This is a genomic window from Rhodococcus sp. P4_E4, from assembly GCF_056401575.1.
The window spans coordinates 259,911-278,271 of sequence record NZ_JBFUJB010000006.1; the positions used below are offsets into that span (position 1 = coordinate 259,911).

The 18,361-nt window shown below is 63.7% G+C and carries 17 protein-coding genes; 6 read left to right on the plus strand and 11 right to left on the minus strand.

Annotated features, from left to right (window positions below):
* Positions 1-23: 23 nt before the first annotated feature.
* From AC1DVN_RS10005 to AC1DVN_RS10020, 4 genes are all read right to left on the minus strand, one after another.
* On the minus strand, positions 24-1,328 hold the full coding sequence (locus AC1DVN_RS10005) for a hemolysin family protein (RefSeq protein ID WP_256064288.1): 1,305 nt from the start codon (positions 1,326-1,328) through the stop codon (positions 24-26).
* A gap of 21 nt (positions 1,329-1,349) precedes the next feature.
* Positions 1,350-1,892 carry an rRNA maturation RNase YbeY gene (gene ybeY / locus AC1DVN_RS10010; RefSeq protein ID WP_003944525.1) on the minus strand — a complete coding sequence of 181 codons (543 nt, stop codon included), beginning with the start codon at positions 1,890-1,892 and terminating at the stop codon, positions 1,350-1,352.
* 48 nt (positions 1,893-1,940) lie between these two features.
* Positions 1,941-3,029 carry a PhoH family protein gene (locus tag AC1DVN_RS10015; protein ID WP_019749020.1) on the minus strand — a complete coding sequence of 363 codons (1,089 nt, stop codon included), beginning with the start codon at positions 3,027-3,029 and terminating at the stop codon, positions 1,941-1,943.
* A gap of 112 nt (positions 3,030-3,141) precedes the next feature.
* Positions 3,142-3,837 (minus strand): TetR/AcrR family transcriptional regulator, encoded by a 696-nt coding sequence (locus AC1DVN_RS10020; protein ID WP_256064286.1) that lies wholly within the window; start codon positions 3,835-3,837, stop codon positions 3,142-3,144.
* A 128-nt stretch (positions 3,838-3,965) separates the two neighbouring features.
* On the opposite strand from AC1DVN_RS10020, the gene AC1DVN_RS10025 reads away from it, so the two are divergent.
* Positions 3,966-5,570, plus strand: coding sequence for an MFS transporter (locus tag AC1DVN_RS10025; protein WP_019749022.1), 1,605 nt, complete (start codon positions 3,966-3,968; stop codon positions 5,568-5,570).
* Here AC1DVN_RS10025 and AC1DVN_RS10030 read toward each other — a convergent pair.
* The 5 genes from AC1DVN_RS10030 to hrcA form a co-directional block, all read right to left on the minus strand.
* Positions 5,562-6,338 carry an alpha/beta hydrolase family protein gene (locus AC1DVN_RS10030; protein ID WP_021333395.1) on the minus strand — a complete coding sequence of 259 codons (777 nt, stop codon included), beginning with the start codon at positions 6,336-6,338 and terminating at the stop codon, positions 5,562-5,564. The two genes, AC1DVN_RS10025 and AC1DVN_RS10030, sit on opposite strands and share 9 nt — an antisense overlap.
* A 14-nt stretch (positions 6,339-6,352) precedes the next feature.
* The gene (locus AC1DVN_RS10035; protein ID WP_020908192.1) at positions 6,353-7,591 is read right to left on the minus strand and encodes a L,D-transpeptidase; all 1,239 of its coding nucleotides are present in this window, start codon (positions 7,589-7,591) and stop codon (positions 6,353-6,355) included.
* Positions 7,592-7,734: 143 nt separating this feature from the next.
* Entirely contained in the window at positions 7,735-8,496 is a 762-nt protein-coding gene (locus tag AC1DVN_RS10040; protein WP_021333396.1) for a 16S rRNA (uracil(1498)-N(3))-methyltransferase, read from the minus strand.
* Positions 8,497-8,498: 2 nt separating this feature from the next.
* Positions 8,499-9,650 carry a molecular chaperone DnaJ gene (gene dnaJ, locus AC1DVN_RS10045; RefSeq protein ID WP_019749026.1) on the minus strand — a complete coding sequence of 384 codons (1,152 nt, stop codon included), beginning with the start codon at positions 9,648-9,650 and terminating at the stop codon, positions 8,499-8,501.
* 81 nt (positions 9,651-9,731) lie between these two features.
* Complete coding sequence (gene hrcA / locus AC1DVN_RS10050; RefSeq protein ID WP_019749027.1) at positions 9,732-10,775, minus strand: heat-inducible transcriptional repressor HrcA; 1,044 nt, start codon at positions 10,773-10,775, stop codon at positions 9,732-9,734.
* A gap of 157 nt (positions 10,776-10,932) precedes the next feature.
* Here hrcA and AC1DVN_RS10055 point away from each other — a divergent pair, with 157 nt between their 5' ends.
* On the plus strand, positions 10,933-11,256 hold the full coding sequence (locus AC1DVN_RS10055) for a type II toxin-antitoxin system VapB family antitoxin (RefSeq protein ID WP_003944521.1): 324 nt from the start codon (positions 10,933-10,935) through the stop codon (positions 11,254-11,256).
* 26 nt (positions 11,257-11,282) lie between these two features.
* Here the strand turns inward: AC1DVN_RS10055 and AC1DVN_RS10060 are convergent, their stop codons facing one another.
* Together AC1DVN_RS10060 and hemW are read right to left on the minus strand one after the other, a co-directional pair.
* Complete coding sequence (locus tag AC1DVN_RS10060) at positions 11,283-11,903, minus strand: CG0192-related protein (RefSeq protein WP_080910114.1); 621 nt, start codon at positions 11,901-11,903, stop codon at positions 11,283-11,285.
* A 35-nt stretch (positions 11,904-11,938) separates the two neighbouring features.
* On the minus strand, positions 11,939-13,165 hold the full coding sequence (gene hemW, locus AC1DVN_RS10065; protein WP_378669536.1) for a radical SAM family heme chaperone HemW: 1,227 nt from the start codon (positions 13,163-13,165) through the stop codon (positions 11,939-11,941).
* A 503-nt stretch (positions 13,166-13,668) separates the two neighbouring features.
* On the opposite strand from hemW, the gene AC1DVN_RS10070 reads away from it, so the two are divergent.
* Genes AC1DVN_RS10070 through AC1DVN_RS10085 form a run of 4 tightly spaced genes read left to right on the plus strand, consistent with a single transcriptional unit; the run spans position 13,669 to position 18,357 of the window.
* Entirely contained in the window at positions 13,669-15,399 is a 1,731-nt protein-coding gene (locus AC1DVN_RS10070) for a nitrite/sulfite reductase (RefSeq protein WP_019749031.1), read from the plus strand.
* Complete coding sequence (locus AC1DVN_RS10075) at positions 15,396-16,139, plus strand: phosphoadenylyl-sulfate reductase (RefSeq protein ID WP_021333398.1); 744 nt, start codon at positions 15,396-15,398, stop codon at positions 16,137-16,139. Before AC1DVN_RS10070 ends, AC1DVN_RS10075 begins: the two co-directional genes overlap by 4 nt.
* Positions 16,136-17,071, plus strand: coding sequence for a sulfate adenylyltransferase subunit CysD (gene cysD, locus AC1DVN_RS10080; RefSeq protein WP_020908199.1), 936 nt, complete (start codon positions 16,136-16,138; stop codon positions 17,069-17,071). Before AC1DVN_RS10075 ends, cysD begins: the two co-directional genes overlap by 4 nt.
* On the plus strand, positions 17,071-18,357 hold the full coding sequence (locus tag AC1DVN_RS10085; RefSeq protein WP_020969973.1) for a sulfate adenylyltransferase subunit 1: 1,287 nt from the start codon (positions 17,071-17,073) through the stop codon (positions 18,355-18,357). The genes cysD and AC1DVN_RS10085 overlap by 1 nt, the downstream gene beginning before the upstream one ends.
* The last annotated feature ends 4 nt before the right edge of the window (positions 18,358-18,361 follow it).

Here is an 18,361-nt window from a genome sequence, read left to right on the forward strand (position 1 = left end):
ACTGCTCCTCGCTGAACACTCGCTCAGTCATCGGTGTCTTCTGTCTCTTCGTCTTCGGACCGCGGGATACGCTGCACGAACACCGTGCTGATGCGTACCCGACCTCGGCCCGTGTTGGTTCCCTCACCGCGCAGGATCAAACCGTCGTATTCCACCTCGGAACCAGGAAGCGGAACTCGGCCGAGCACGTATCCGATCAGCCCGCCGACGGTCTCCACCTCGTCGAGTTCGAGTTCGAGATCGAACAATTCGCCGAGGTCTTCGATGGGAAGCCTCGCGGATACGCGGAACATTCCGTCGCCGAGATCCTCGATGGGCGGCGTCTCGTCCTCGTCGTACTCGTCGGCGATCTCACCGACGATCTCTTCGATGACGTCCTCGATCGTGACCAGCCCGGCGATTCCGCCGTACTCGTCGACGAGGATCGCCATGTGATTGCGGTCGCGCTGCATCTCGGCCAGCAAGCTGTCGAGTGGCTTCGAGTCGGGAACGAAGACCGCCGGCCGCATGACCTCGCAGACGTTGACGTTCCGGCCGCCGTCGGGCAGGTGGTAGGTCTGCTTGACCAGATCCTTGAGGTAGACGACACCGAGCACGTCGTCGACGTTCTCCCCGATGACCGGCAAGCGCGAGTGACCACTGCGCACGGCCAACGACGTCGCCTGTCCGGCATTCTTGTCATTTTCGATCCACACCATGTCGGTGCGAGGCACCATCACCTCGCGTGCCGACGTGTCTCCGAGTTCGAAGACGGACTGGATCATTCGGCGTTCTTCGTCGGCGACGACGCCGCGTTCCTGCGCCATGTCCACGAGTTCACGCAACTCGATTTCCGAAGCGAACGGACCGTTGCGGAAGCCCTTACCCGGGGTCAAGGCGTTACCCACGAGGATCAGGACGCGACTGATCGGCCCGAGCAGAACACCGATCCACAGCAGTGGCAACGACGCGGCCATCGCGATGGAGTACGCATGTTGGCGCCCAAGCGTTCTCGGTCCGACGCCGATGACCACGTACGAGACGAGAACCATGATCACCGCGGTGACGGTCAGCGCCCAGCCCAACGAGAGGATGTCGATCAGACCGCCCACGAGTACGACGGTGGCCGTGATCTCGCACAAAATGCGAAGCAGGACCATCAGATTCACGTATCGCGGACGATCGGTCAGAATGCGCTGCACGCGCGCGGCGCCGGCTCGCTCTTCCTTTGCCATCTCGTCGATGCGCGCCGACGAAATGGTGTTGAGCGCCGAGTCGACGGCCGCGAAGACACCACCGACCGGGACAAGAGCAATCGCCAGAACAAAGAGCGCTATGGCGCTACTCACTACAGAACCCCCGGATGCCTGTTATCGGTCCACTCCGTCGACGAAACCGGTCTTGCCGAGCAGCTTCTGATCGCGTTCGGCCAGTGCTGCTTCGCGGTCGATACGGCGAAGGTCTTCGTACCACTCTTCGAGGAGGCTGTTCTGCAAGCCGAACATCTCCTTCTCCTCTTCCGGCTCCGCGTGGTCGTAGCCGAGGAGGTGCAACACACCGTGGACGGTCAGGAGGGCAAGTTCGTGGGCCAGTGAATGCCCGGCCTTGTCAGCCTGATCCGCGGCAAAAGACGGACACAACACGATGTCGCCGAGCATCGACGGTCCAGGCTCCGGGGAATCAGGACGGCCACCCGGCTCGAGTTCGTCCATCGGGAACGACATGACGTCGGTCGGGCCCGGCAGGTCCATCCAGCGAACGTGCAGATCCGCCATCGTCGCGGAGTCGACGAGAACCATCGACAGCTCGGCCGCCGGATGGACATCCATCCGAGCGATCACGAAACGGGCAACGCTGATCAACTCCGGTTCGGAGATGTCCATGCCCGATTCGTTCGAGACCTCGATGCTCATGTGCGACGCTCTTTCCTGGGAAAAGTAGGGGTTGATGCGTCGATCAGCCTACCGTCGCGGTGAATGAGCATGTGCAGCGCGGCGCTGCGCCCGGTTTCCGACGGCCAACTCGCCGGACCGATCCGATTCGTGACGCTCGTAAGCGTCGACGATGTGGGAGACCAGCCGATGACGTACGACGTCACTGCTGTCGAGGGTGGCGAAATGAATATCGTCGATCCCGGTGAGGATTTCTGATGCCGCACGCAGACCCGAACGGGCCCCACCAGGTAGATCGACCTGGGTCACGTCTCCGGTGACCACGATCTTGGAACCGAACCCGAGACGGGTCAGGAACATCTTCATCTGCTCGGCCGTGGTGTTCTGCGCTTCGTCCAAGATGATGAAGGCGTCGTTGAGCGTCCGGCCGCGCATGTAGGCGAGCGGAGCGACCTCGATGACTCCGGCCTGCATCAACTTCGGAATCGCCTCGGGATCCATCATGTCGTGCAATGCGTCGTGCAGCGGGCGCAGGTACGGATCGATCTTCTCGTGCAATGTGCCGGGCAGAAAGCCCAATCGCTCGCCTGCCTCGACTGCCGGCCTGGTCAGGATGATCCGAGAGACCTGCTTGGCCTGCAACGCCTGAACGGCCTTGGCCATGGCGAGGTAGGTCTTGCCGGTGCCGGCCGGGCCGACTCCGAACACGATGGTGTTCTCGTCGATGGCGTCGACGTAGCGTTTCTGGTTGAGGGTCTTGGGCCGAATCGTCTTGCCCCGACGGGAAAGAATGTCGAGGGAGAGCACCTCGGCCGGAGACTCGCCGACCTCGTTGGTGAGCATGCCGATGGTTCGTCGAACAGCGTCCGGTGCGATGGGTTGCCCCCGACCGGCCAGCGACGCCAATTCACTGAACACACGTTCTGCCAGCGCAACGTCTGCAGCCGTCCCCGACAATGAGACAGTTCCGCCACGTACGTGAATGTCGGCACGAAGCTCACGTTCGATCGCGGTGAGATTCTCGTCCGTCGCCCCCAGGATTTGGCGCACGGTCTCCGGCGCCAGATCCATACTCGAACGGACGGTGCGCTCTGCGGGCAGAGCGCGATCGGTGATGGTGGTTACACGGTTGCCGTCGAGTTCACTGTGTTCACTCACGTGGTGAATATGGCCTGCTTTCTGGTCCGATCAGCCCACTCGACTCGTGAGCCTCGATACTTCGAAGTCTAGCGCCAGAGTCGGACACGGCCCACTTGTTAATCGTCCCGGCCTAATCCGCGCGGCGACCGGACGGCAGCGATTCTCGGATCCATTCCGACGCTTCGGCGACGACCTCGGCGCTTCTGTCCGGACTGATACCCGCGATGACCAGGCATACGGCGGCAAAGGATTCACCAGAGTCGGTGATGAGCCCACTGTTGGCCTGATCGAACAAAGTGATCGTGATCGCCTCGGTCATCGCTACCAGAGTCTCGGCCGGCAGGTATGTCGAGAAGGTGCCCTCACGCTGACCTCGCTCGACGACGCTGATACTCACGGCGCGCGCGGGCTCCATCAAATCGAGAATCCGCTGCTCCCCCAACTCTTTGCGAGCAAAGCTGAGCAGCATCCGGAATCGATCACCGACCGGCCATGACAGCAATGCCAGTACGGCAGTCGCCAGATCGGGGCGCTCGGGCGGCTCACCGGCTTGGCTCAGCGCAGCAACGAGATCGGTCGACGCCTCGTCCACGATGCCGTTGATCAGCGCCTCACGGCTGTCGAAATGCGCGTACACGGTTCGTCTGACCACACCGGCAGCCTTTGCGACGTCGTCCATGCTCGCATCCGGATCAGCAGCGAACGCCGTGATCGCCGCCTCGATGATGCGATTGCGATTCGCCGCGGCCTGACTACGACGCTGCCTTCCGCCCGATTCGGCAGTTCCCGAAACGACTGTGCCCGAATGCGTCAACGCGCGTTCCACCTCTTTCGACTGCCCAACTGTGATCTAGGTCAATCATAGTTGCACATCGGTGTGCAAGTTATTAACTTACACATCAGTGTGCAAATAGATCGAGGAGTCTCTTCGATCATCAGGAACGGAGTCGCGTCATGACGACACTCATGAGCAAACCTGTCTCGGAGATGGACCAGCCGTACTCACGGCGGTGGGCCGCGCTCGGGGTGTTATGCCTGAGTTTGCTGATCGTCGTGATGGCGAATACCGCGTTGATCGTCGCGGCGCCGGACATGACCAGGGACCTCGGGCTCACCAGCACGCAACTGCAATGGGTCATCGACGGCTACACAGTCCCCTACGCCGCGCTGATGTTGCTGTTCGGCGTGATCGGCGACAAGTACAGTCGCCGCGGAGCGCTTCTGGCCGGACTCGCCGTGTTCGCCGGCGGCGCCGTCTTCGGCAGTATCGCGGACACCACCAACGCCGTCATCGCGGCACGAATGATCATGGGCGTTGGCGCCGCGATCATCATGCCCGCGACGCTCTCGCTTCTGGTCGCCACCTTTCCCAAAGCGGAGCGATCACGCGCCATCGCGGCGTGGGCGGCGACGTCGGGTCTGGCGATTGCCCTCGGTCCGCTACTGGCCGGCTGGATTCTCGACAGCCATTCCTGGAGCGTCACTTTCCTGATCAACGTCCCGATCGCCGCAGTCGCTGCCGTCGCCGCCGTAATCCTGGTGCCGCCGAGCAAGGCCGAGCACCTGGGCCGGATCGACTGGATCGGCGGAGCACTCTCGGTGGTCACCATCGGCTCGCTCGTGTACTCGATCATCAACGGATTCCACTTCGGGTGGACCGGCGGACCCATCGGCGCCGCCGTGCTCGCAGCGATCGGCCTCGTCTCGTTCGTCGTCTGGGAACTGCGTCACCCGCAGCCACTGCTCGACGTCCGCAAACTCGGCCAGCGCATGGTCGGCGGCGCGACACTCGCCGTACTTCTGCTCTTCCTGGCCGCCTTCGGTGCCATCTACTTCATCTCACAGCAGTTCCAGTTCATCCTCGGCTACGGCGCACTCGAAACCGGTGTTCGTCTGCTGCCCTTGGCAATTGCCGTTTCGATCGGCGCCGTGGTCAGTGGCCGGATCACTCCGCTGATCGGCGTCCGGGCATCCATCGTCGGCGGCATGGTCGTCGCCGCGGTCGGTGTTCTGATTCTCACGCAGGTAGACGGCGATTCGGGCTACTGGATGTTCGCTGTCCCACTGATCCTGCTCGGCCTGGGCATCGGCTTGAGTGAACCGCCGGCCACCGACGCCATCATGGACAACTTCTCCGAGGACGATCTCGGCGCTGCTGGTGGCCTCAACGACACCGCCATCGAACTCGGCGGCTCTCTGGGAATCGCGATCCTGGGCTCGATCCTGGCTGCGAGCTACAAGGATTCGATCGCAGGATTCATCAGCGGTATGCAGGTTCCGCAGTTGACGGGTGAGCTGGCGCAACAGGCCGCGTACGCAATGGAGGTGTCGGGAGAATCCGTCGGCGGCGCTTCGTTGGTCGCCGAAGAGATGGCAGGCAACCCCTTGGCTGCAGCTCAGGCAGGGCCGTTGCTCGACGCCGCCGGCAGTGCCTACGCCGACGCGATTTCGGCGGCCAGTTGGGCGGGCGGTCTTGCACTGTTCGTGGGGGCAGTTGTCGTGGCGTTCATCCTGCCGGGCAAGAAGGCCCCTGTGCAAGAAGACCCCGTGTCAGTCTGACGTGCTCGGAGCCAGCGGGTCTTCGGCGAGAACCAACTCGCGGGAGACCCGCCAGGACTCGGTCGAGGGTGAGAGAAATGCGTCGTGCCCTTCGCCCTCGATCACGCGCAGTGCCACGGGATCACCAGCCGCTTCGGCAGCCTTCGCATACCGGGAGCTCACCTTGGCCGGCACCTGCAGATCCTCCGCACCCGTGACGCACACAACGGGTACGCCGATCGGCAGTCGATGCTGTGGCGACGCATTGCGATACAGATCCGGGTCCGCTTCGAACGGAACGCCGAACAGATCCTCGATGAAACTGATCCGTCGTCCACGCTCGCCTGCCGACGCCAGATCGAGTGCGGCAGCCTGCGCGATGACCCGTTCAGGCCGGGTGAACGTGTCCTTCTCCCCCGCCAGCCACACTGCAAGATGTCCGCCGGCCGAATGCCCGAGCAGGCGAATCTGATTCAGATCGAATTCGGCCGAGGACTTCGCGGCAACCAGTCCGGGGATTTCGTCGTACGCCGTTTTCACGTCGGCGGACATTTCCGGCCAACCACCGCCCGCCCCGAGGCGGCGGTATTCGATGTTCCACACTGCGACGCCGTGCCGCGCGAGTTCGACGGCAAATGCGGTGCCCAGATTCAATCCGTACTGCCCGCTCCAGAAGCCGCCGTGGATCTGCATGACGATCGGGATCGGGCCGTCAACCGCCTCGTCGGGAACGTAGAGATGCCCGAACTGTTGCTCGTGTCGGCCGTACGGAATCTTGAATCGAGGCACCGAGGAAATCTATCTCAGGCGAGGGCGCTGCCTGCGGCCCAGTCTGCCCACGAGAGGGTCCAGTCGCCGTTCTGCCACACCTCCAGCGGAGCCCCGCCGGTGTTCTTGATCTCGACGACATCCCCTGGCTGCGAGAAATCGAAGAACCATTTGGCATTGGCCGCACTGAGATTGAGGCAACCGTGCGAGGTGTCGGTGTTTCCCTGCGCCCAGACGGTGCTCTCCAACTCGTGAAGATAGATACCGTCCGTGCTGATGCGGGTGGCCCAGTTGATGGATTCCTTGTAGCCCAGGCGCGAGTTGATCGGCAGACCGTAGGTCGACGAATCCATGATGACGGGATTGGCCTTGTCCATCACGGTGTACGTGCCGGGCTGGGTCCAGAACGAGAGCGTCGTGCCGCCGATCGTTTCGGTGCCGCCCATACCCATCGAGGTCGGCATTTCCTTGATCACCTGACCGTTTTCGTAGACGGTCACCATCTTGGTGTTGTCGTCGGCGACCGAGACGTGGGAGTCGCCGATCTTGAAGGACACGGTGTCGTCCTGTTGGCCGTACAGTCCGTTGCCGAGTTGCTTGCCGTAGATGTTCGCGTTCACCGAGACCGTCGTGCCTGGTGCGTAGTAATTCTGCGGACGCCAGTGAACGTTCTGACCGTCGACCCAGTACCACGATCCTTGTACGGGCGGATTGGTGGTGACCACCAGAGACTTCTCGGCCGCGGCTTTGTCACCGATCAACTCGTCGAAATGAACGGCGACGACAGTACCGACGCCGTACGTGCCACCGTCCGAAATCGAGGCGCCACCGGTGGTGTTGATGTACGCGCGAGTCTGATTACTCGGCGCGACGGTGGTCAGCGTCGTGTTCTTGGTCGTGGCAACACCATTCGCGTCGACGGCATCGACGACAAGCTTGTAGGTCTTGCCGTATCCGAGTGGTTCGCTCGGCTTCCAGGACGTCTTGTCAGGCGTCGTGATACCGGCGACTTCCTTACCTTCGGGATTGGTCAGCGCGACGGTCGTCAGTGTTCCCTTCGCGACCTGGACCTCGATGGGATCGAGGGGGCTCACGGGGGTTCCGCCGTCGGCGGGAGTGACGGTGACGAGCGCCTCGCTGGTCGGTGTGGTGGTGACGGCATTACCGGAAGAGCCAGGATTGTCTCCGGTGGAGACGGTGCACCCCGCAACCAGCATCATCGCCGCCGCGGCACACACCGCTCCGGCAATTCGCATATGCGCACGTGACAACATCTGGCCTCCTGAAATCCCCGAACCAACTCACGCCGAAGGCGACCCCCGACGTCCTTACGATAGTGCGCAAATCTGACACTTCGCTGAGCGCCGGATCCGATTCAGCTCGGGATCACACCAACGTCAGTGCAGTCACAACAAGATCAGTGCAGTGGCCGTGGTCCCCAGCGATCGGTCAGCACTCCGATGGCGCCCAGAGCGACGGCTCCGGCAGTCGACGTGCGCAGGACCGTCGGCCCGAGAAGCACCGGAGTGGCCCCGGCCTCCGACAACGCACTGATCTCCGAATCGTCGAGCCCACCTTCGGGACCGACAACGAGAAATACCTCGTCCGCGCTCGCCAACGGCAAGCCGGCCAACGGCGTCGTCGCCGATTCGTGAAGCACCGCAACCACAGCGCCGCGGGCAACGGCGTCGCGAACCAACGCGATCACCGCCGCCGTCTTGTGCAGATCCGAAATCTCCGGGACGAACGCGCGTCTGGACTGCTTCGCCGCAGACACTGCGGCACTTCGCCAGCGTGCGACGCCCTTGGCGAGCTTCGGGCCTTCCCATTTGGCGACACAACGCAGGGACTGCCACGGAATCACGGCGTCGATACCAGCCTCGGTGGCCAGTTCGACGGCCAACTCGGAGCGCTCGGCCTTGGGCAGTGCCTGAATCAGGGTCACCAACGGCTTGGGCTGCTCGAGAACCTGAACGTCGCTGACCAACAGTTCGAGGCGATCCTTGCCGACGCTCGTCACCTCGGCGTCGGCTACCCGGCCACGGCCGTCGGCCAACACCAAACGCTCGCCGACACCGATCCGGCGGACAGTGGCCGCGTGGCGACCCTCCTGCCCGTCCAGAACTGCGATTTCACCGACGCCGGGAACCGGGTCGAGAAAGAAGACCGTTGCGGCCACCGTCAGCGGCCGCTGAATGCTTCGCGAAGACGCGAGAACAGACCACCGCTGTTCTGCGACGTCGTCGAAACGACCTCGGCCTCGTCACGATCGCGGAGCAGCTTGAATTCCTTGAGCAGCTTGGACTGCTTGTGATCGAGGCGGCTCGGGATGACCACCTCGAGGTGAGCGTGGACGTCGCCGCGCACTCCCGACCGCAGTTTCGGCATACCGTGACCGCGAAGAACAGCAACGTGCCCGGGCTGGGTGCCTGGCTCGATGGTGATTTCCTTGGGGCCGTCGATGATGGTGTCGACGGTGACACTGGTACCCAGTGCTGCGTCGACCATGGGAACACGGATGGTGCAGTGCAGGTCTTCACCGTCCCGAACGAAGACGTCGTGCTGCTGCTCGACGATCTCGACGTAGAGGTCGCCGGGGTGTCCGCCGCCTGGGCCGACTTCACCCTGCGCAGTCAAACGGATGCGCATGCCACCGGCAACGCCCGCCGGAACCTTCACCGTGATGTCGCGCTTGGCCCGCACTCGGCCGTCGCCGCCACACTTGTGGCAGGGATCCGGGATGGTCTCACCGGCACCGCGGCACGTCGGGCAGGGACGCGAGGTCATGACCTGGCCGAGGAACGATCGCTGGATGGACTGAACTTCGCCGGCACCGTTGCAGGTCTCACAGCGGACAGGCTTGGAGTCGCCGTTGGTTCCGGCTCCGGTGCAGCTGTCGCACAGAATGGCCGTCTCGACGGTCACGTGCTTGCTGACGCCCGTCGCACATTCTGCGAGGGTCAGCTTGGTGCGAAGCAACGAGTCGGCTCCGGGCTGAACGCGACCGCGCGGCCCACGACCTGCGCCGCCACCGCCGCCGAAGAAGGCTTCGAAGACGTCGCCGAGGCCACCGCCACCGAATCCGCCGCCGAAGCCACCACCTCCGCCGCCACCGGACTCGAGCGGGTCTCCGCCGAGATCGACGATGCGACGCTTCTCCGGGTCGGTCAGGACCTCGTAGGCCGTCGAGATCTCCTTGAACTTGGCCTGCGCCGCCTCGTCAGGGTTGACGTCCGGGTGCAGTTCGCGTGCCAGCTTGCGGTAAGCGCGCTTGAGCTCCTGGTCTGTCGCGTTCTTGCCGACGCCGAGCAATCCGTAGTAATCCCGTGCCACGTTGAGTCTCTCGTCCTTCTCTTACTTCTAGGTTTTCCTCAGTCCTCGCGAGGAGGTGTGCCGACCAAATGTCGACGTCCGTCATCGCTCGGAGAGAACTTCGCCGATGTATCTGGCAACGGCGGCAACCGATGCAATTGTTCCCGGATAGTCCATCCGTGTGGGTCCGAGCACACCGACACCACCGAAAACGGTACCGGCCGCGCCGTAGCCAGTCGAAATCACGGAGGTTCCGCGCATCTGTTCGACCTGCGTCTCTTCACCGATCTGGACGGTGACCGTGCCGGAATTCTGCGTCGCGGCGAGCAGTTTGAGGACCACTACCTGCTCTTCCAGTGCTTCGAGCACTGCGCGCAGCGAACCGGGGAAGCCGGCCAGACCGGAGAAATCGGCGGCGTTGCGCGTGAGGTTGGAGGTTCCGCCCAGAACGAGGCGATCTTCCGGATGTTCGACCAGGGTCTCGACCAGAACCGTTGCCGACCGGATCACGGCGTCGCGCAGGTCGGCCGGAGACTCGTCGGCCAGTTCCGCCACGGCAATCGACGCGGCGGCCAGGCGCTTGCCTTCCAGGGCCCCGCCGAGAAGCGCGCGCAACCGGGAAAGGTCTTCGTCTTCGAGGACGTCCCCGAGTTCGACGATTCGCTGATCGACTCGCCCGGAATCGGTGATGAGAACGAGAAGCAGGCGCGCCGGCGTCAATGCGACCACCTCGAGGTGGCGAACCGACGACGCGGACAGCGACGGGTACTGGACAACCGCGACCTGACGGGTCAGTTGCGCGAGCAGTCGCACACCGCGGCGCAGAACGTCGTCGAGGTCGACACCCGACTCCAAGAACTCCAGGATCGCTCGTCGCTCGGGCCCGGACATGGGCTTGACGTCGGCGATGCGATCGACGAACTCGCGGTATCCCTTGTCGGTGGGGACGCGGCCGGAACTGGTGTGCGGTTGGGCGATGTAGCCCTCGGCCTCGAGGAATGCCATGTCGTTGCGCACAGTGGCGCTCGACACTCCGAGGTTGTGACGCTCGACCAGGGCCTTGGATCCCACCGGGTCCTGGGTGGAGACGTAATCGGCCACGATTGCACGTAAGACCTCGAAACGCCTGTCGTCGGTACTCGACATCGTTGCCACCTCCGTTTCCTGAACAGAACGAACACCGACATTTACACATCGGTTCCCACTGGCAGTCTAATCGCCCGAGCGCCAGAGACGGCTGTTGCCCTTACTGTGGAGTGAGATCGGCGAAGGGTCGATCGCACAACCATGGACTAGGCGGCACATGATCTTCAAAGGCGTGATGGACGGCAAACCGTATCCCGATCACGGACTGTCTCTACGCGACTGGTCGAAGTTCCCTCCACGTCAGGTTCGACTCGACGAGATCGTGACCACCACGAAGGTCCTCGAACTCGATCGCCTGCTGTCGGAGGACTCGACCTTCTACGGCGATCTGTTCCCTCACGCAGTGCAGTGGCGCGGCACTCTCTACCTCGAGGACGGCCTGCACCGAGCGGTTCGTTCGGCCCTGCGAAACCGCGTCGTGCTGCACGCGCGTGTCTTCGACTTCGACGCGATGCCCGGTGTCATCGAGGGCGTCCGCTGACGCTCACGCGACTCAGGCGCCGAGACTCAACCGACGAACGCGAGCAGTGCGGGATTCGGCTGCCCCGGCCAGGTTCCGGTGAGCGTCGCCGAGCCTGACACTCGATCTGCGTCGATCACTCTCACCACGGTCAATTCCAGTTCTCCCGCGCTGATGATCGTGTCGGTGCCGACTGTCGAGCAGGTCACCGATTCGACGTCCGGTACGGAAGCGCCAGCCTTACCGCTGCCTACTACGTGAGCCGTCACCGGGATGTGATCGGCGGAGTCCGCGAAAACCAGATCGACTCCGGCCCCACCGGTCAGAATCGCGGTCGCCACCGCGCTCACGTAGACCGGATCGCAGCAAGCGTCGTACACCCACCGCTCGCCCAGTACCGAATGATCCATGGTTGCGATCAGCGCAGTCTCCGCCCCGTCCAGCGGAGCACCACGATAAGTGAGCGGGACCTGAAGAATTCGACCGTCGGCAGAGCGGAGCAGATGCGTCTCGACTCCGACCTCGCCGTCCGGGTCGTCGAAACGATAGGCGTCGACGCGTTCGAGCGTCGAACAGTCGACCGACCCGATCCATGGCTGCTTGGGCACCCACGCTCGGAGCAGGTCGTTCTTGGACGGATTCAGCTGCGCACGATGAATGATGGCCACCACGGCCACATTACGCGGCGAAGGATGGTGCCGCGTCAGGTCAGGATCGTGCGAATCACCGCATCAGCGAGCAGGCGGCCACGGTCGGTGAGAACCACGTGATCGTTCTCGATCACGGCCAACCCGTCGACTACCACCTGTTCGGCCGAAAGGCGTTCGGATGCAGACAGTTCCGACAACGGAAGTCCCGTACGCAACCGCGCGGTCAACATGACGCGCTCCATGTGTTCGTCCTCGGCGGTCAAGTCTTCGCTGCCGCCGACGGGAAGTTCACCGAGGGCCAACTGTTCCGCGTACCGTGCCGGGTGCTTGACGTTCCACCACCGCACTCCGCCGACGTGACTGTGCGCGCCCGGTCCGGCGCCCCACCAGTCACCACCGTCCCAGTAGCCGAGGTTGTGACGGCACCGGGTGTCACCGGAGTCCGCGGTTTCCGCCTTTGCCCAGTTGGAGACCTCGTACCAGTGCAAGCCGGCCTCGGACAGGCGTGAATCGATTCGTTCGTATCGTGAGGCCAGCACGTCGTCGTCCGGCGCGGGCAGCTCGCCGCGCCTGACCTTGCGAGCCATGGCGGTGCCGTCCTCGACGATCAACGCGTAGGCCGAGACGTGGTCGACATCGGCGGAGAGAACCGCGTCGAGTGAGGCGTCCAGATCTTGGTCTCGCTCCCCCGGCGTTCCATAGATCAAATCCAAGTTCACGTGCGAAAAACCAGCTGCGCGAGCCTCTTTCGCGGCAGCGACGGCGCGGCCGGGAGTGTGGGTGCGGTCGAGGATCTTCAGGACGTGCTGAGCCGCGGACTGCATGCCGAGGGAAATGCGGGTGAATCCCGCACTGCGGAGGGCGTCGAAGAATTCCGGCGACGTCGATTCGGGGTTCGATTCCGTGGTCACTTCGGCGCCGGACGCCAAGCCGAAGCTGCTGCGAACCGCCGACAGCACGTCGGACAGCCCGTCGCCACCGAGCAGCGACGGCGTTCCACCGCCCACGAACACCGTCTCGGCCGCCGGGGCGCCCGTCATCTCGGCCGCGAGATCGAGTTCGCGTCGCAAACCCTCCAGCCACGACTGCGGCGACGCCGAGGTTCCGAGCTCACCGGCCGTGTAGGTGTTGAAATCGCAGTACCCACACCTGGTGGCACAGAACGGGACGTGGATGTAGATCCCGAACGGCCGTTTCCCGACACCCTCGAGCGATCGCGCGGGCAAGGCGAAGGGCGTCGCCTCGCTCTGTCGAGTGGGAGTCGTGCTGGTGGCATTCACGCCTCCAGTGTCCCAGCATCCGGAACGCACACCTATTCAGCCTGCGATGCAGGTCGGCGCGTGGCCTGAACTCGATATTTCCCCCGTTTTTCGTGGAAATATGCGCCCGAGTCGGAATTATCGAGTTGACGTGGCACAATGGTCCGCATGACCGGACTCGGAGTGCGACTTGTGGCGCGTCGCCATGTCGACTTCAAGCGTGTGTGCAGCTCGTCGTGTCTGCACCTGTGTAGCTGTTGATCTTTCACTGATCTTCCAGCCTTTCCCGCTCATCTCCATCTGCTTCACCGAAACAACTCTCTGCAGAGACACGTCGTTTCAGAGATACAGCTTCTCCAGCTGTTCGTTTTCGTGAGCACACCTGCCGGCCGCGAGCTTTCCGAGACCGAGGACAGCCCCCTCGATTTCCGACACGGACCGGTGCGTCCCGATCAGACACCGCCACAGTTCGTCGATAGTGCGTGCCGCGTGCCGATCAACCGCCCAGATCCAGGAGTTCATCGATGACGTCGACCACCGACGCCGCCACACCCGCCGATTCGGCAGCACCTGCCGAAGCCCGGCCCGCACGCGCTGCGCGTCCCGCCAAGCGTCGCGCCGAAGGTCAGTGGGCCCTCGGTTACCGCGAGCCGCTCAACGCCAACGAGCAGGCCAAGAAGGACGACAACCCGCTCAACGTTCGGGCCCGCATCGAGAACATCTACTCCAAGCAGGGATTCGACAGCATCGACAAGGGCGACCTTCGCGGCCGCTTCCGCTGGTGGGGTCTCTACACCCAGCGCGAAGAAGGCTACGACGGCACCTTCACCGGCGACGAGAACATCGACCTGCTCGAGGCCAAATACTTCATGATGCGCGTGCGTTGCGACGCCGGCGCTCTCAACGTCGAGCAGCTGCGCACCATCGCCGGCATCTCGAAGGAATTCGGCCGGAACACCGCCGACCTGTCCGACCGCGAAAACGTCCAGTTCCACTGGATCGAGGTCGAGAACGTTCCGGAGATCTGGAAGCGCCTCGAAGCCGTCGGACTCAAGACCACCGAAGCGTGCGGTGACTGCCCCCGCGTCGTCCTCGGTTCTCCCCTGGCCGGCGAATCGCTCGACGAGGTCCTCGATCCCACCCCGGCGATCGACGAGATCGTGCGCCGCTACATCGGCGACCCCAAGTACTCCAACCTGCCGCGCAAGTTCAAGACCGCCATCTCCGGTCAGCAGGACGTCGTTCACGAGATCAACGACATCGCCTTCATCGGCGTGAACCACCCCGAGCACGGCCCGGGCCTCGACCTCTGGGTCGGCGGCGGACTGTCCACCAACCCGATGCTGGCGCAGCGCGTCGGCGCCTGGATTCCGCTCGACGAGGTCCCCGATGTCTGGGAGGGTGTCGTCTCGATCTTCCGTGACTACGGCTACCGCCGTCTGCGCGCGAAGGCAAGGCTCAAGTTCCTCATCAAGGACTGGGGCATCGAAAAGTTCCGCGAGGTTCTCGAGACGGAGTACCTCAAGCGCCCGCTCATCGACGGCCCCGCGCCGGAGAAGCCCAAGCGCCCGATCGACCACGTCGGCATCCAGAAGACCCGCAACGGCCACAACGCAGTCGGCTTCGCTCCGATCGCCGGCCGCGTCTCGGGAGACATCCTGGCTCAGGTCGCCGACGCCGCGGAGAAAGCCGGCAGCGACCGGATCCGCTTCACGCCGTACCAGAAGCTGATCATCCTCGACGTCGCCGACGAGACCCTCGAGCCGCTCATCGCCGATCTCGACGCGCTGGGCCTTCCCGCCCGACCGTCGCACTGGCGCAAGAACCTGATGGCCTGCTCCGGCATCGAGTTCTGCAAGCTCTCGTTCGCCGAGACACGCAAGCGTTCGCAGGTGCTCGTGCCCGAACTCGAACAGCGTCTCGCCGACATCAACAGCCAGCTCGACGTGCCGATCACCATCAACATCAACGGTTGCCCCAACTCCTGCGCTCGCTCGCAGATCGCCGACATCGGCTTCAAGGGCCAGCTCGTCGACGACGGTGAGGGGAATCAAGTCGAGGGTTTCCAGGTTCACCTGGGAGGCAGCCTCGGATTCGACAGCGCCTTCGGACGCAAGCTGCGCCAGCACAAGGTCACCAGCGTCGAGATGGGTGACTACATCGACCGCGTCGTACGTCAGTTCGTCAAGAACCGCAACGAAGGTGAACGGTTCGCCGAATGGGCAGTGCGCGCAGACGAAGGAGATTTGCGATGACAGTGGACATTTCGCGAGCAACCGCCGACGAGCTTCGGTCCATCGCCGAGCGCGGTGCCGTAGAACTCGACGGAGCCAGCGCACAGGAACTGTTGCAGTGGACCGAGGACACGTTCGGTGACGGGGCGAGCGCAGCGACGGGGGATCGTAACGGTTACATTGTTGCGTCGAACATGCAGGATGGTGTGTTGGTTCACCTTGCCGCACAAGTTCATCCGGGCGTCGACGTACTCTTCCTCGACACCGGCTACCACTTCCCCGAGACCATCGGCACACGTGACGCGGTCGAGCAGGTCTACGGCGTCAACGTCATCAATGCACGCGCGCTGGCAAGCGTCGCCGAGCAGGATGTCGCCGAGGGCAAGGATCTGTTCGCCCGTGATCCCAACCGCTGCTGCGCATTGCGCAAGGTCGCACCCCTCAAGCAGACACTGTCCGGCTACAGCGCGTGGGTGACCGGCATCCGCCGCGTCGAAGCGCCCACCCGCGCCAACGCTCCCCTGATCTCCTTCGACGACGCCTTCGGCCTCGTGAAGATCAACCCGATCGCTCCGTGGTCGGACGAGGAGATGCAGAACTACATCGACACCAATTCCATCCTCGTCAATCCTCTTGTCGACGAGGGCTATCCGTCCATCGGCTGCGCACCCTGCACCAGCAAGCCAGCCCCCGGCAGCGATCCGCGTAGCGGTCGTTGGGCCGGTGCCTCCAAGACAGAATGCGGGTTGCACGCATCATGACAGTTGACTTGACACTTTCACGTCCTCAGCTCGACGGCACACAGTTCGATACTCTCGACGCCCTCGAGTCCGAAGCGATCCACATCTTCCGAGAGGTAGCCGGCGAGTTCGAACGCCCGGTCATTCTCTTCTCGGGCGGTAAGGACTCCACCGTGCTGCTGCATCTGGCGATCAAGGCCTTCTGGCCTGCGCCGCTGCCGTTCACCCTGCTGCACGTCGATACCGGCCACAACCTGCAGGAAGTTCTCGACTTCCGCGATCACGTCGTGGCCAAGTACAACCTGCGCCTGCACGTGGCCAGCGTCGAGGAGTACATCGCGGACGGTCGCCTCACCGAGCGTCCCGACGGTATCCGCAACCCGCTGCAGACCGTTCCGTTGCTGGACGCGATCTCCGAGAACCGCTTCGACGCCGTCTTCGGTGGCGCTCGCCGCGACGAGGAGCGCGCCCGCGCCAAGGAGCGGATCTTCTCGCTGCGCAACGCTTTCGGCCAGTGGGATCCCAAGAAGCAGCGCCCGGAACTGTGGAACCTCTACAACGGTCGCCACTCCCCCGGCGAGCAGGTGCGCGTCTTCCCGCTCAGCAACTTCACCGAGCTGGACATCTGGCGTTACATCGCCCGCGACAACGTCGAACTCGCCAGCATCTACTACGCCCACCAGCGTCCGGTGTACCAGCGCGACGGCATGTGGATGACCCCCGGAGTCTGGGGTGGTCCGGCTGACGGCGAAGAGCTGCAGACCCTTTCGGTGCGTTACCGCACCGTCGGCGACGGTTCGACCACCGGTGCTGTTCTCTCCGATGCGGCTGACAACGAAGCGATTCTCGCCGAAGTTGCGGCATCACGTTTGACCGAGCGCGGCGCGACCCGTGGCGACGACCGAGTTTCCGAAGCGGCCATGGAAGACCGCAAGCGAGAGGGCTACTTCTGATGAGCGATCTGCTCAGACTGGCAACTGCCGGCAGCGTCGACGACGGAAAGTCCACACTCGTGGGCCGCCTGTTGTACGACACGAAATCCGTTCTCGCCGACCAGATCGACGCCGTGACCCGTGCGTCGGTGGACCGCGGTCTCGACACCCCTGACCTGTCGCTCCTGGTGGACGGACTGCGCGCCGAGCGTGAGCAGGGCATCACCATCGATGTGGCGTACCGCTACTTCGCGACCCCCAAACGCACCTTCGTGCTTGCCGATACACCGGGCCACGTGCAGTACACCCGCAACACGGTCTCCGGTGCCTCGACGGCTCAGCTCGTGATCCTGCTGGTCGATGCTCGCAAGGGCGTCATCGCGCAGACTCGTAGGCACGCAGCGGTTCTCGCGTTGCTCGGTGTCCCGAAGCTCGTTCTCGCCGTGAACAAGATCGACCTCGTCGAGAACCCCGAAGAGGTATTCACCTCGATCTCCGCCGAGTTCAACGAACTCACCAGCTCACTGGGCTGGGCAAGCGAAGACGTCGTCGAGATCCCGGTATCGGCACTGCACGGTGACAACGTCGCCATCCGCTCCGACAAGACCCCGTACTACACCGGCCCCACGCTGATCGAGCACCTCGAGTCGATTCCGGTCGACGCCGAGCCGCATCGCGTCGGCCTGCGTTTCCCGGTGCAGTACGTGATCCGTCCGCGTACCGCCGAGTTCCTCGACTACCGCGGATACGCCGGCCAGGTTGCCGCCGGTTCCGTCGTACCCGGCGACGAAGTGGTGATCCTGCCCTCGGGTACGCGCACCACCGTCACTCGTATCGACACGGCCGACGGCGAACTCGACGTCGCCCACGCGGGGCGCAGCGTCACGCTGATCCTGGCCGACGACGTCGACGTCTCTCGCGGCGACACCATCGCCTCGCCGTCTGACGCACCCGAGCCGATCGGCGAATTCGACGCCACCGTCTGCTGGTTGGCCGAGAAGTCGCTGCGCCCCGGCGCACGTCTGCTGCTCAAGCACGGCACGCGCACGACGCAGGCCATCGTCGGCAGCTTGGTGGAGCGCTTCAACGAGCAGGATCTCACCACGGATCAGGGCCCGGACACTCTCGAGCTCAACGAGATCGGCAAGATTTCGATCCGCGTGGCCGAGCCGATCGTGGCCGACGACTACGCAGTGAACCGCCACACCGGCAGCTTCCTGTTGATCGATCCCGCTGGTGGAAACACTCTCGCAGCCGGCTTGGTCGGCGACGTCATTTCCGCTGTCGAATTGGGCGAGCGCGTCTAAGTCG

Coding starts and splice junctions, on each gene's coding strand:
- AC1DVN_RS10075 (WP_021333398.1), top strand. CDS start 15,396: ATGACAGTGGACATTTCGCGAGCAACCGCCGACGAGCTTCGGTCCATC.
- cysD (WP_020908199.1), top strand. CDS start 16,136: ATGACAGTTGACTTGACACTTTCACGTCCTCAGCTCGACGGCACACAG.
- AC1DVN_RS10035 (WP_020908192.1), bottom strand. CDS start 7,591: ATGTTGTCACGTGCGCATATGCGAATTGCCGGAGCGGTGTGTGCCGCG.
- ybeY (WP_003944525.1), bottom strand. CDS start 1,892: ATGAGCATCGAGGTCTCGAACGAATCGGGCATGGACATCTCCGAACCG.
- AC1DVN_RS10055 (WP_003944521.1), top strand. CDS start 10,933: ATGATCTTCAAAGGCGTGATGGACGGCAAACCGTATCCCGATCACGGA.
- AC1DVN_RS10085 (WP_020969973.1), top strand. CDS start 17,071: ATGAGCGATCTGCTCAGACTGGCAACTGCCGGCAGCGTCGACGACGGA.
- hrcA (WP_019749027.1), bottom strand. CDS start 10,775: ATGTCGAGTACCGACGACAGGCGTTTCGAGGTCTTACGTGCAATCGTG.
- AC1DVN_RS10025 (WP_019749022.1), top strand. CDS start 3,966: ATGACGACACTCATGAGCAAACCTGTCTCGGAGATGGACCAGCCGTAC.
- AC1DVN_RS10070 (WP_019749031.1), top strand. CDS start 13,669: ATGACGTCGACCACCGACGCCGCCACACCCGCCGATTCGGCAGCACCT.